We start from the raw sequence: 12,937 nt of genomic DNA on the forward strand, positions 1-12,937 counted from the left end.
TTTGCATGGTAAGTTCAAATCAAAATTCTAGTTGCATGAGATGTGGAAAAAACTCCATGTTAACTGATGACACTACTGGTGAACAATTTTGCTCAAAATGCGGTTATGTAGTTTCAGAAAAAACCCAGGAATCAGGTCCTGAATGGAGATCTTTCCAAAAAGATGGTGGTGCTGATCCTGCAAGAACTGGCGCTCCATCATCATTACTAATGCATGATATGGGATTATCCACCGTTATCAATCCATTGAACAAGGATGCTTCTGGAAAACCACTTTCTACCTCCATGAAGAGTACCATTGAGCGTCTTAGAACTTGGGATAACCGAAGTCAGGTTCATGAACCAGTGGACAGAAACTTGCGACAAGCTCTTGGTGAGTTAACTAGGCTAAAGGACAAGATTGCGATTTCTGCAAATGTTCTTGAAAAAGCCGCTTACATTTACAGAAAAGCTTTGGAGAAAAAACTTGTACGCGGTAGATCTATTTCTGCAATGATTGCTGCATCTCTTTATGCTGCTTGCAGAGATACTGCAACGCCTAGGACCCTCAAAGATGTTGCAGATGCTGCAAATGTAAAACGAAAAGATATTGCGCGATGTTATAGATTGTTACATTACGAATTGGAATTAAAGATGCCTGTAGTTGATTCAGTTCAATGTATTGCAAGGATTTCAAGTAAACTCGATATTACAGAAAAAACAAAACGATATGCAATTAAGGTACTAAAAGAAGCTCAGGAACGTGAAGAGTCAGCTGGAAAAGATCCTATGGGTCTTGCAGCTTCCGCATTATACTTATCCTGTGTTCATAACGGTGCGTCTGTAACTCAAAGAGATATTGCAGAAGCTGCAGGTGTTACTGAAGTTACAATACGTAATAGATACAAGGGATTGAAAGCTAGCCATTCATAATTAAAAACAGATACAAGTGTCTTTGAGATTTCAAATCAAAATTTTCTTAATTTAATTTTGTAAACTCATACTTTTACCAGAGTTTTTTGTGATTTGTTTTGTGGATTTGTCCAAACATCCGGTTCTGTCTTTTTGCCCTTTTCCATAATGAATGCTTCTGCATTTGCATTTATTTGCGTCAATGTCTTTTTTGTAATCTCCAGATCTTTTTTAGATATTTTGTCTAGTCCTATGTCTCGCATCTTTACTATGCAATCTATTATGGGATCTACTGTCTTCTTGGCCTTTTTTGTTAAAAAAATCAGATTGTTTCTTCTGTCTTTAGGATCTGACTGTCGTGTGAGGTATCCTTCCTTTTCTAACTTGTCTATTATTGGTACCAGTGTTGGCGCCTCTACGAACATCATATCTGCAAGCTGCTTTTGTGTGATTCCCTCATTAATTGAGAGTCCAGTGATTACTTTCCACTTCCCACCAGTAAGACCAAAACGCTCAGTTAGTTCAATGTCTGCTGCCCTCTCCCATGCCTTGGCAGATCTTTTCATCATTAGGCCTATGCTATCTTTGAGATCTAGCGTCTTCATTTATTTTAGCACCACGTTTATCAGATTAATCAAAGCTATATTAGTTAATATGTTATTCATTTAAATCATAATCATTAGTGCCCTAAGCTTTATTATCCACAGCACCGTACCCCTGAATGATGACTCACGGTTTCAGAGATGAACTGAGGCAACATGTAACAGTTAACACCAGGTTTCTAATTTTAGCAATATTTGCAGTTTCAATGACACTTTTTACTGGAAACTATGCTTATGCACAACAATCCAATATGAGCGAGCAAACCATGCTGTCTGAAGATCTAAAAAATGATCCCATGGCACAGAATCTTCTAAAAAAGATAGAGCAGACCAAGAAAATGATCGAAGATCTGCAGCAAAAAGAGTATGAGCAAAACCAAGCTCGAGAAAACCTTGAAAGGGCACGCGATCTATCTTTGGAAAATCTGAATCAAGATCTAAAAATGTGGGAGCGACTTTGGGAACAACATTCTTCAAGAAATGCATTTGATAGCTTTGTGAGCAACAAACCAGAACATGTTCAGGGAGTGTTTTGGGATCAGTTTGAATTCAAGGAACAAAAGGTCAAAGCAGGAAGATCTGCAATGAACCAAGTTCTGGCAAATGGCGGCACCATGCAAGCTGCAAAGGATGCTTACAATACGGCAGCATCCACGCAGAGAATCGAGCTAATTGAGGTAAATGCTCAATTTAATGTAAAGCACAATCTTGCAGATTATGAAGAACAGCAACTCTTCAACTCTACAGGCCAAATCCATTTTTCTCCTTATGCTGAATCTAAATTGTCTGAATTTTACTCAGATCACAAACTGCAACCAAACTATATCCTGGCAAATCCTGACGACGCCAGCATATCTGTACAACGAAGTTTAACAGGCAATGATGTCACTCAATGTGATGAAGGGTATGTTTTGGTATCTCGTATAACCTCAGAATACAAGACCTGTGTTGATGAGGTCATTGCTGAGACCTGGGCAACCAACAATGTTCCAGGCATTATTATCTACAATCATGATGTGGGTGAGATTTCATCTGACGTAAAAACAAATCCTGCCACTAATTGTGGAGAAGGATATCAGGTAGTTTATCATCTATCACAGTCAGAATATCAATGCGTTTCAGACTATGCTGCAAAACAGATGCTATCTGATGATACGGCAGAGATTCACACGCTAATAGAATACATCCACGGCAAGGACAAACAAAAGATAACTGCGGACAACATTTATGAAATAAACCAGAAAATTCTAAAGATAAACAAAGACTTTTCTGCTGCCAAGAAAAGCTTAGAATCAGAATATCAGGAAATGCTTGCAAATGAAGAGATGTTGATAAAACAAGACATCAGGCAAGTCATAATTGAATACAAATCTAGTCCTAATTTCACAAGAGAGGAACTTAGTGAATCCATCTCCGAATTAAACAATGCACATGATGCAATTAAAGAGAAAATAATTGAACAAAGAGATACTGCCTTGTTCAAACTTGAATCTGAGCAAAAAAACAAGATACTGGATGCGGTAAAGGGATATGAGCAAAATCCTGACATTAAAATAGATTGGAACGACTATGTGGATGAGACACCAAATGCAAAGGAATCCGAATCCAAACAAACTATTGGTGCAACAACATCCAAAGTGTCATATGAACCACCTAACAACGACTTTGTTTTTGATAATAAAGTAATACGCATCGACAACGTAGACATTGTAAATTCTTTTGGCCAGAAATTAAGCAATATTAAATCCAGTCAGATTTTGCAGGTTGTAGCGGACATTACAAACCCCAGTGATCTCAAGCAGGACTTTGTGTATATGCTGGACATAAAAGACAACAAAGATAATCCAATTCGACCCACTGCGTGGGTAACTGGGACACTTACAGCAGAACAGACCTTTAATGTAGGTCTTTCATGGATTCCAGAAGAATCTGGTGAGTTTACCGCAACAATTTCCACTGGAAACAGCATGGAGTCGGTTTCACACGTTGCAGATATTGGAATAGTAATAAGTTAGAATGCCCTTCCTTTGGAACCATATCACTGCCAATAACTTTCAACAATACTATTTTACAACGTTCAATTTTGAATAAAATCAGTTTATTTTAAAAATAAAAAAATTAACTCTAGATCGATATTATTTTCAACACGATACTTAATCCATCAATCACTTGTTGGTCTTTTATGGAATGTAAGAAAGGATTTATTCATAATTTTGCGTATTTCTTGATTTTAGATACGCGACGATGCATCAATTGTGGTATTGATGAAAAAAACATTTCATAAACAAACCTGCTTTGCTTATGAAGTATTTTAAAAATTAGTTACCAGTTACTAAATCCCAGATAAAACCTAAGAATTCTTTTATCATGGAATCATATTTTTAAAAATGTAGTTAATTTCAGATCTTAAAATTCATTGACAAATATTGTGCAATATTTCAATCAAAGAATTATAATTCCATCTAGAATAATCTAATGATCTATGATAGGATTGTGTTCTAAATGTTACTCATCTGGAGTTTCACTTGTATTAGATGATGATACCTTTGAGGCAGTATGCGACAAGTGTAGAAAATAAAATGTACGTAATTTTGATTTCAACTCTGGAAATAGTTGATTTCCCATGGATTAAAGTCAATTATAATTCTGTTTAATATTATGTTTGATAATTAATTATTTAATAAAAATGAGATGCTCAAACTGCGGAAATCAGGCAAGCTGGAGAGATCCAGAATGTCATAAGTGTGACAAGCCATTACATCAAAAAAACTGTAAAGGAAAATCTGCCGATTGTAAATGCCATACGATAAATGAACAAATGTGGTCACAGAAAAAAGTTGTAACTACTCAATAGTTTGCAAATTATTTTTGTAAAAACAAATGTTCTGTTATTGATAACTATGACTAATGAAATTTATGTTCCTTTTGGTATTTCATAATCCTTTTTTACAATTAATTCATCAAATCCTTCCCCACTTACTGGTGTCTCAAGCTCGTTGAGTTGTTTATAAATTGCAGATAGTGGAAAGGGATCTCGCCTACTTTTTTGTCTTTTTTCTAACAATCCTCTTGAAGTGTTCATAAAAATTCCTCTTACTTTGGCATTGTATTTTTTGGCAAGATCTATGTGTCTTTTTCGTATGTCTTCTGTAAGATTTGTGTCATCTATGACTATGCTTTTTCCTTGGTTGAGACATTCTTCAATGTATTCAAGTTCTTTTTTTCTATTATTGTCAAAAAATGATAAAGAAATTCGCTTATGCTTAAAATTGGCTTTGATGTAAGTAGTCTTCCCACTTAATGCAACACCGATCATCAAAACATATTCTATTTGTGACACAACCATTTTTGATATAAAATGTACTTTAAAAAGAGATTTTCAATTAAAAAACCCGTTTGTTTATTTGAATCAAACTTGATTTCTTAATCTTGTGAAATTAATCAAATTCATGAAGCCTAAGGTGATCATAATCGATGATGATATGGAAAGCGCAGAAATCCTGTCTGATCTTCTTAGTCTTCGTTCAATCGAAGTATTGGGAATGGGATATGATGGACAAGACGCAGTTAAACTGTATCAAAAATACTCTCCTGATGTCGTTATAATGGACTATTGGATGCCTGATTTTGACGGTCTGTATGGGCTCGAAAATATTCGAAATTTAGACTCTAATGCCAAAGTGATAATTTTGACAGGAAGTCCAGACAATGAATGCGGCAATGAATTATTTGAACTAAAACCCTCTGCTATAATTCAAAAACCATTCAATACCAATAAACTAGTTCAATTAATTGATAAAATTTCCTTAGGTGACATTATACAATTGGATAATAAATCAAAATAAACTTAGATAAAATCTGTTCTTTGAGCTGTATGGTGTGTGAAAATACAGATCTATTATATTTGTAAAACGTGTATTGATATCATGAGTATACACTGTGAATGTGGGATTTGTGGGCATTGTGCTGAAAAAGAATGCATCGCAAAAGAATGTGAATGTTGTACAAATTTTCACATGCGTTCGGGATAAATCCCCTAAATTCCTATTTTTGATATTTGTATAAAGCCTCTACTCGTGTTTAACATTAGTCAAGTCAATAAATGATTAAATGAAAATTGATCTAATGTAAACAATAACTTTTTCATATATTCATTAATGGTAAGTTATTCGAAAAAATATTCATGAAATTTTGTTCTAATTGTGATACCAAGCTTTCACAAAATTTTGAAGATGTTGGCGGACCGTGGGTTTGCCCAAAGTGTAATCCTGAAAAAGTAATTCCAAAAAGACCAACTTATGGGATGAATTACTCTGGAATAACCAAATCTTGCTCCAAAGGATGTGGTGCACAAATCTATTGGGATGATCAATTCAAATCTGATAGTGGAAAATTCATTCCGATTGATACACGAACAGATGAGCCCCACAGATGTGATGATCCTGCTGAATCAGAATATTTTCCAGATGAAATAAAAAAATATGCTCAGCCTAAAGAGTCAAAACCAGAATCAAAAATTACATTACCTGCAGAAATTTTATTTGATGTTGAAAAAATCCCGAAATCTCTTGTTGATGAAGACAGGATTGTCCATGAGATAGTTCAAGGCCATAAAGAAGAATCATTGGCAATTATTCATTATGAGAAAATGTCCTCACCGGAACCTGAAACGATTCCTGTTCAAAGTCTTAGAGATGTACTGTCTGAAAATATTCTGAAAGGAATTGAAAAGTACGGATTTTCTGGATTGCTTCCGTTTCAGGAAGAGTCAATACGCTCAATTTTAAATGGAAATAACTCGATAATTTCTGCGCCAACTGGCTCTGGAAAGACTGAGGCTTTTTGCATTCCAATTTTACAAAAGATTTCCCAAGAAGAACAGCCTGGCGTATTTGCATTGTTTGTGTATCCTCTTAACGCTCTAATTGATGATCAGGTCTCAAAGATATCGCAGCTAATTGATAGATGTGGATTGAAAAACAAAGTTGCCGTTTATTCGATTCATGGTGGTCAGAGTTCAGACTACAAAGACATGATAATTTCCGATGCCATTAAAAAATCATTAATCATTGCTACAAACTTTGATTTTATCAATTATCATTTGATATTACAAGACAAAAAATGGAATGAATTATTCAAAAATGCCAGAATAATTGTAATGGATGAAGCTCATTCTTACACTAGCTTTCATGGATCAAATGTGTATCATGTCCTAAATAGAATGAAACGATACATGGCTGATATTCAATTTGTTGGTTCTTCAGCTACACTGGATAATTCAAAAGAATTCTTTTCAAGTATGTTTGATTTGCCTGAAGATTCATTCTCATACATCAAAAGCAAGATTCGAAGAAAACACAACATGCACATGTTTTTCATAATGCCCAGAAAATATGGACAGCGAACTACCATGGAGATGCTGGCATCAATATGCTACAAGAATAAATCTACTCAGCTAATCTTTAGTAATTCTCATAATGATTCGGAATTTCTAGCATCAAATGTGGAAGCTGCAAATGATGGAATTAGAATTCAAATACATAGAGGAGGTCTTGACCAAACTAGCAGAAAGTTATACGAATCTCAAATGAAAGCAGGAGAACTAGATGCATTATCGTGTACACCTACATTGGAGCTTGGAATAGACATTGGTCATGTGGATGTAGTGATATCTGCATTCAAAAATGAGTATGATTCTTTTGTTCAGAGAATTGGACGTGCTGGACGTATGGGGCAAAAATCCTATGCAATATGCGTTTTTGATCCTGATGATGCTGCATGTCACTACTTTGCACGCCACATTGATGATTATCTGTCACAAGACCATGTCATTCCAATAAACAAGAAAAATCCAATCATTTCTGATAAGCATCTGGAATCAATAGAAATTGAAAAGGTGGCAGCAACTGAATCTGATAAATCTCAATTCTTTGATTTTGCAAACAGCATCAATTTACGTGGTACATCCGGCGAGATTGCAATTTACTTTAACTCTAAAAAGATAGGAACCCGTGGCATTCCTGTTGGATATTATCAGTTGCATCAAAACGCCATCTATCATTTTAACAAGCAAAATTATGAGGTCACATCTCTGATAAAATCTCAAAATGGTGCAAGAGCGTATCTGAAGAGATCATATGAAAAACAAAAAAGAACCATTCCTATAGTCCGAACATCCATACTTGAGACATCAGAAAGGAATGCAACGCATCGAGACATTACTATAAAATCTAAAACACTCTCATTACGTTATGGCATAATCGAGCTAAGCAGAACCATCACTGGGTATGTAAAAGGAAACTATAATGAATCATCAGAAAACTTTGAAACCCACAATGGAACCAGCATTTCATCCTGGAGGAATTTTAATTGGAAATCAAAACATTCCTCAGTAAGCATCGTCATTCCTTCAGAATTTATTCTAAAATCAAACTCTGAATCAAAAAGTCAAATTGCAGCTGACTCTAGAATTCATACAATAACGCACGTGCTTATCAACGCTGCAAAAATTATCACAAAATCTGAATCAAATGATATTGACGCATATTATGAAAACGGAATGATTTACCTCTACGATAATTCCTCAGATGGATTCAATGGGTGCAGTAAAATAATCTATGATGATTTTGAAAAAATTCTCAATACCTGTTATTCATTATTGTGTGACTGTGATTGTCCTGCGGATCCTAAACAGAAAAAGCTAGTTCAACAAGGGGATAATTGGGGCGGATGCCCAAAATGTACATTTACAACTAATTACTGTGTAACTAAAAACAAGGAACTATCAAAAAAAGACGCAAAAGATTTTTTTCAATTTTTTCACTAAAATCTAATTTGGATATCCAAATTACGTGGTTTTTATTTTCATCATTGATTGTAAACGATCTTGCGATGATAAGACAAAGATAGCGCAATTGCTGGAATTTCTAAAAAGAGAACACGTGGCATGCAAAAATTAGTTGAACAAATACATGTCCTAGTCTGCAATCCCTTGAAGGCTTGTATTAAAACCATCAGTATGATTTAATCTAATAATTCCTACGAATTCCTCATAAATGATTTTTAGTTTTTATGTTCAATGACCAAACTACTGTATGCCTCCATCATTGCTTCTGTAATTGTAATGTCTGTTTTTAGTGCTGACGCCTTTGCACAGTCAGATTTTAAAAAAATTGAAGGCAATGATCTGAACAATCCTGTTTCTCAGGACATTCTTGCAAAAATAGAATTTGCCAAAAAACAATTCCTGCAAGCAAAAGAGACTGAAAACAAGCGTAATACCCAACAAAAACTCATTGATGAGCAACGGGCCATTTCACAAGAATCTCTAAAACAAGAACTCCAAAGAATGGAAAAAACATATGAAGAATTCACGCCTAGAAATGCATTTGCAAAATATGTTTCAAATCTCAATGCTACAAACCATGGGATATTCTGGGATCAATTTGATTATCTTCACGCAAAAATATCTCTGGCAAGAGATGCAAGGGATTCTGTTATAAAACAAGGCGGAACATTTTCTGAAGCTATGAAACAATATATCCAATTTGCCAAGATGCCAAAAATCGAAATGCAAAACATTGTGAGAGATCTTAACATAAAACACAACCTTGCACAAGAAGACATTCAGTCAAATTTTGACGTAAATGGGAAATTACCCCGATACGAAAATGACATCGAAGCTCCATGCTATGGATGTACTGCAAAAATCTCCAAAGTTCAAATTGATTCAAAGCAGTCAGTTCCTATAACAAGAACTGTGTTTGAGCCAAAGCCTACGCAGATAAGTGATCTAAAAGACTCTCTTTCCGACCTCCAAAGCCAATTCTTAGAATCAAAGAATATCATTGCTCAGAAAAAAATGGTATTTGAGATGAATGAAATCATAAAACGAATTCAAGAACTTCAATAACCATTCTCTTTTATTTTTAATACGGGCTGATAAGATCAGGCATTACGAAGCAATCATGCAACCCCGTAAACTGACGGCCTGTAGTTCACATCTACTAACCTGCAGATAGAGTGAATCTGCTCATCTGTTTCAAAGTTACAATTCTTGCAGGAAAATTTTATCGGTTCTATGCAAATTGAACATTTTTGTTTTGTCTCCAAGACGAACCCACATTTTCTGCAACTATCCATTCTCATTGTATTTTTCACCTACAATCCTAATGAAAGAACAATAACCGAAATTACTGCAAAAACATAGAAACCAATGAATGCCTTTTTGTATCTAGGAATCATTAATTTTGATTTTTGTTTATTTTGAATCATTGTGATTCCTCCTTTGAAAAAACAGCGAGAAATCTGTGGAAAAAATCACAGTTCTTGACTGGTCTAGAGCAATGTAGTTCTCGCATGGAAAGAATACGTTATTACTGACCATATACATTGGTCAGCTATTCAGCTTACCGGTAATCTAAATAATTTACCAGAATCTATGAAGAACTAGCACTATAGTATAATCATGAAACAACAAATCTCAAACTGGGATAAAATGGTTCATGCTCCATTCAAAAAGGTCGTAAAGTTTGACCTCATCTGCATGGGAATCGGTGTAGTAATGGGAATGGGCGCTGGAGCCTATCTTGTTGCTAGCGGTTTATTGGGCTAGCAACAATTTCTTTTTTATAATAACTGTTCATAACTATCAGCATGCAATTTCAAACAATAGAGCCGTCTTACACATCAAAGGAGGGATGTAGGTTAGTTTGGAAAGGAGTTGATGAGGATGATACTGATGTGGTCATTCTAAACAAAAAAGAATTAGAGGATTTAGTTGAAATTTTTAAAAAAAATTCCACTGGCGAAGTAGAATTGGAAGATCAATCAAGTCTCATCAGAGTAAATTCTGACGTTACTCAGTTTACTCTAACAAATCACCCGTTATTGGAAGCAAAGACAACTGATCTTCAACAGCAAGTTTTAGAGTATGCTGAGGTCCCTCACGAGCCCCAGTATGTCTACATAGGTTCAAAGGAATTCTATCCTTCAGTATGGATACGAAAAGATGACAAAGTGCAAGAAAAATTTTCTAAAACAAATCAAAAACAATCCCTGATTGAAGCTATTCTGTCATCCGAACCTGAAAAAATAAGACAAGACCTTTCTCCAACAGACCTGTTCAGAGTTTTTGCTACAAGGCGTTCCACAAGAAAATTTGATAAAACCAAGGTTGAGGACTGGAAGATTGATAAAATTCTCTCGGCAGCAGATGTTGCTCCAACAGCTGGTAACTTTCAAGGATTTCAGGTATTTCTGATTAAAAATAAAAATACCAAAGAAGCACTTGTCGAAGCTGCAAACAAGCAACCCTATGTCAATGCACCTGTTGTTTTGGTATTTTGTACTGATCCATCCAGAGTCAAACTGAAATTTCCTCCAGAGACATTGGAGAAATTCTCGTTACAAGACGCCACTATTGCCGCTGCATTTTCATTATTGGCAGCCTCGGGAGTGGGGCTTAGCACAATTTGGATTGGAATGTTCGATGAGGAAAAAGTAAAGAAGATTTTGGGAACTGATTTGAAACCTTCATCAATTCTTTGTATTGGTTACCCAGATAAGAAAAAGCCGCCAAAATCAAGAAGAAAGCTCAAAGAACTAATCAAAGTTATAGAATGATTTTGTAATCATTTTTATCCAGTATTGAGGAATATGTTCAATGCCTGATCTTTTCGATGAGACTGCAAACTATGTGCTTGATTTGGCCAGTCCTCAACGAATGCAGATTTTATTCAAATTACTTGAAAAAAACTATACTCCTACTGCATTGGCAAAAGAAATTGACGCTACAAAACAAGAAGTACATAGAAATTTTGTAAGGCTGGAGGAAAGTGGCCTTATTGAAAAGGAAACAAATGGTACCTATTTGTTAACAACATTTGGAAAAATTGTGTGCACTCAAGTGCCATCACTTATTTTTATCTCGCAAAATAGGAAATATTTTGAAGAGCATAACTTTGGTGACATTCCATACAAGTTTCAAATGCGCTGTGGCCAGCTTGCAAATGGTCAATACGTCAAAGGAATCTCCAAAGTTTTGGAACAATGGAAAAGCATTTACAAAAACTCAAATGAATACATCTACGAAGTGTTATCAGACGTTCCATTGGATTTGATAGAGCCACTGGTGAAACAAGTCAAAAAAGGAGTCAGATTCAATTACATATTTTCAGAATCTGCATCAGTTCCTAAAGGGAGAAAGGCATTGCTGAAGAAACTTGGTTTTGACAAATTAATTGAAAAAGGTCTGATTGAGAGAAAGATGGAAAAGAATGTCCAGACAGTTGTAATTCTGAATGAAAAAGAGGCATGCATAATGTTTCCAACTTTGGATGGGGAGTCTGATCTTACTGAAATGTTTTATTCAGATGACTTGATGTTTCATGAATGGTGTCTTGATTATTTTAGATACTGTTGGTATGGCTCTGATGTGTTCAGGGAAAGTAAGTTAAAAGAATAATCTTGTTCATATCTGTTCTTCCTAGTTGGTCTTTGTGAGAATTAGTTCGAGTCTCTGTTATTGAGTGTTACATCTATTTCATTTGGTTCAAGGCAAAAAAATACAAATTCTATAACATTGCAAAGTAATTATGGAGAAAATTTGTTGGGCTAACACTGATAATTTTGATGAATCCGAATTTGTCATATTGGGAATTCCAGACGAATCCCAATCACATGCTTTAAGGAAAGGAACGGAGGAAGCGCCATCTAAAATCCGACAAATCTCTAATCTGCGTGATTCCTATGTTCGGAATGGTGAAATCTCCCTTGGGAGGCCATTTCAAGGCAATGAAAAAAAAGTGCATGACATTGGGAACATCGGCAGAACCGATATTGAAAATATGTATGACAAAATTTCCGACTCCTCAAAGATTCCTATTTCTATTGGAGGTGATCATTCCATTACAAGTCAAATAATTAACTCCATGGCAAACACCTATGAAAAAATCTCTCTGGTGTATTTTGATGCTCATCCTGACTTTGTAAGTTCCGCTACCAACTACTATGGTTCAGTAATCACTGATGTTCTTTCTAGAATTGAGATTGAATCAAGTATTCAAATAGGAATTCGAACTCCTGAACAAGAAGAATTGGATAATATCAAAAAATACAATCTACAAGTAATTACCCCTTTTGACATTGCAGAGCAGGGAATAGCAAAAGTTGCAAACACAATCTTGGACAAATTAGGGGATAAAGTATATGTCTCATTTGATATGGATTGTATCGATCCTGCATATGCCCCAGGTGTTTCTGTTCCAGTTCCTATGGGTCTTAACAGTAATGATGCTATCTATTTATTACAAAAAATTGCAAAAAGAGGAATAATTGGAATGGATATAATGGAAGTGTGTCCTAGTTTTGACATCAAAGACAGAACATCGCATTTGGCATCTAGAATAATATCTGAAGTGCTTTATTCATCAGGTGAAACATAAC

At 35.2% G+C, this 12,937-nt stretch carries 11 protein-coding genes; 9 read left to right on the forward strand and 2 right to left on the reverse strand.

Annotation, left to right across the window (positions count from 1 at the left end):
- Window positions 1-5: 5 nt before the first annotated feature.
- Window positions 6-911 (forward strand): TFIIB-type zinc ribbon-containing protein, encoded by a 906-nt coding sequence (locus K5783_RS00155; protein ID WP_109876850.1) that lies wholly within the window; start codon window positions 6-8, stop codon window positions 909-911.
- 65 nt (window positions 912-976) lie between these two features.
- On the opposite strand, the gene K5783_RS00160 is transcribed toward K5783_RS00155, so the two are convergent.
- Complete coding sequence (locus tag K5783_RS00160; protein ID WP_297471496.1) at window positions 977-1,495, reverse strand: MarR family transcriptional regulator; 519 nt, start codon at window positions 1,493-1,495, stop codon at window positions 977-979.
- A 116-nt stretch (window positions 1,496-1,611) separates the two neighbouring features.
- Here K5783_RS00160 and K5783_RS00165 point away from each other — a divergent pair, with 116 nt between their 5' ends.
- Entirely contained in the window at window positions 1,612-3,507 is a 1,896-nt protein-coding gene (locus K5783_RS00165) for a hypothetical protein (protein ID WP_297471498.1), read from the forward strand.
- Between the two features lie 899 nt (window positions 3,508-4,406).
- Here the strand turns inward: K5783_RS00165 and K5783_RS00170 are convergent.
- On the reverse strand, window positions 4,407-4,838 hold the full coding sequence (locus tag K5783_RS00170; RefSeq protein WP_297471500.1) for an AAA family ATPase: 432 nt from the start codon (window positions 4,836-4,838) through the stop codon (window positions 4,407-4,409).
- Between the two features lie 103 nt (window positions 4,839-4,941).
- Here K5783_RS00170 and K5783_RS00175 point away from each other — a divergent pair, with 103 nt between their 5' ends.
- The 7 genes from K5783_RS00175 to speB all read left to right on the forward strand — a co-directional run bounded on the left by K5783_RS00175 (window position 4,942) and on the right by speB (window position 12,936).
- Window positions 4,942-5,337, forward strand: a complete 396-nt coding sequence (locus tag K5783_RS00175) for a response regulator (RefSeq protein WP_297471501.1) — start codon at window positions 4,942-4,944, stop codon at window positions 5,335-5,337.
- Window positions 5,338-5,675: 338 nt separating this feature from the next.
- On the forward strand, window positions 5,676-8,318 hold the full coding sequence (locus K5783_RS00180; protein ID WP_297471503.1) for a DEAD/DEAH box helicase: 2,643 nt from the start codon (window positions 5,676-5,678) through the stop codon (window positions 8,316-8,318).
- A 252-nt stretch (window positions 8,319-8,570) separates the two neighbouring features.
- On the forward strand, window positions 8,571-9,404 hold the full coding sequence (locus tag K5783_RS00185; RefSeq protein ID WP_297471505.1) for a hypothetical protein: 834 nt from the start codon (window positions 8,571-8,573) through the stop codon (window positions 9,402-9,404).
- Window positions 9,405-9,959: 555 nt separating this feature from the next.
- Window positions 9,960-10,106 carry a hypothetical protein gene (locus K5783_RS00190; RefSeq protein WP_160049213.1) on the forward strand — a complete coding sequence of 49 codons (147 nt, stop codon included), beginning with the start codon at window positions 9,960-9,962 and terminating at the stop codon, window positions 10,104-10,106.
- Between the two features lie 41 nt (window positions 10,107-10,147).
- On the forward strand, window positions 10,148-11,116 hold the full coding sequence (locus K5783_RS11245) for a nitroreductase family protein (protein ID WP_366939130.1): 969 nt from the start codon (window positions 10,148-10,150) through the stop codon (window positions 11,114-11,116).
- Between the two features lie 40 nt (window positions 11,117-11,156).
- The gene (locus tag K5783_RS00200; RefSeq protein WP_297471509.1) at window positions 11,157-11,957 is read left to right on the forward strand and encodes a winged helix-turn-helix domain-containing protein; all 801 of its coding nucleotides are present in this window, start codon (window positions 11,157-11,159) and stop codon (window positions 11,955-11,957) included.
- 130 nt (window positions 11,958-12,087) lie between these two features.
- Window positions 12,088-12,936, forward strand: coding sequence for an agmatinase (gene speB / locus K5783_RS00205; protein WP_297471511.1), 849 nt, complete (start codon window positions 12,088-12,090; stop codon window positions 12,934-12,936).
- Window position 12,937: the final 1 nt, after the last annotated feature.

Source organism: Nitrosopumilus sp. (assembly GCF_025699125.1).
Classification (GTDB): domain Archaea; phylum Thermoproteota; class Nitrososphaeria; order Nitrososphaerales; family Nitrosopumilaceae; genus Nitrosopumilus.

Excerpts from the sequence above, each read along its gene's own strand:
- K5783_RS00155 (WP_109876850.1), top strand. The coding sequence starts at position 6 with ATGGTAAGTTCAAATCAAAATTCTAGTTGCATGAGATGTGGAAAAAAC.
- K5783_RS00160 (WP_297471496.1), bottom strand. The coding sequence starts at position 1,495 with ATGAAGACGCTAGATCTCAAAGATAGCATAGGCCTAATGATGAAAAGA.
- K5783_RS00165 (WP_297471498.1), top strand. The coding sequence starts at position 1,612 with ATGATGACTCACGGTTTCAGAGATGAACTGAGGCAACATGTAACAGTT.
- K5783_RS00170 (WP_297471500.1), bottom strand. The coding sequence starts at position 4,838 with ATGGTTGTGTCACAAATAGAATATGTTTTGATGATCGGTGTTGCATTA.
- K5783_RS00175 (WP_297471501.1), top strand. The coding sequence starts at position 4,942 with ATGAAGCCTAAGGTGATCATAATCGATGATGATATGGAAAGCGCAGAA.
- K5783_RS00180 (WP_297471503.1), top strand. The coding sequence starts at position 5,676 with ATGAAATTTTGTTCTAATTGTGATACCAAGCTTTCACAAAATTTTGAA.
- K5783_RS00185 (WP_297471505.1), top strand. The coding sequence starts at position 8,571 with ATGACCAAACTACTGTATGCCTCCATCATTGCTTCTGTAATTGTAATG.
- K5783_RS00190 (WP_160049213.1), top strand. The coding sequence starts at position 9,960 with ATGAAACAACAAATCTCAAACTGGGATAAAATGGTTCATGCTCCATTC.
- K5783_RS11245 (WP_366939130.1), top strand. The coding sequence starts at position 10,148 with ATGCAATTTCAAACAATAGAGCCGTCTTACACATCAAAGGAGGGATGT.
- K5783_RS00200 (WP_297471509.1), top strand. The coding sequence starts at position 11,157 with ATGCCTGATCTTTTCGATGAGACTGCAAACTATGTGCTTGATTTGGCC.
- speB (WP_297471511.1), top strand. The coding sequence starts at position 12,088 with ATGGAGAAAATTTGTTGGGCTAACACTGATAATTTTGATGAATCCGAA.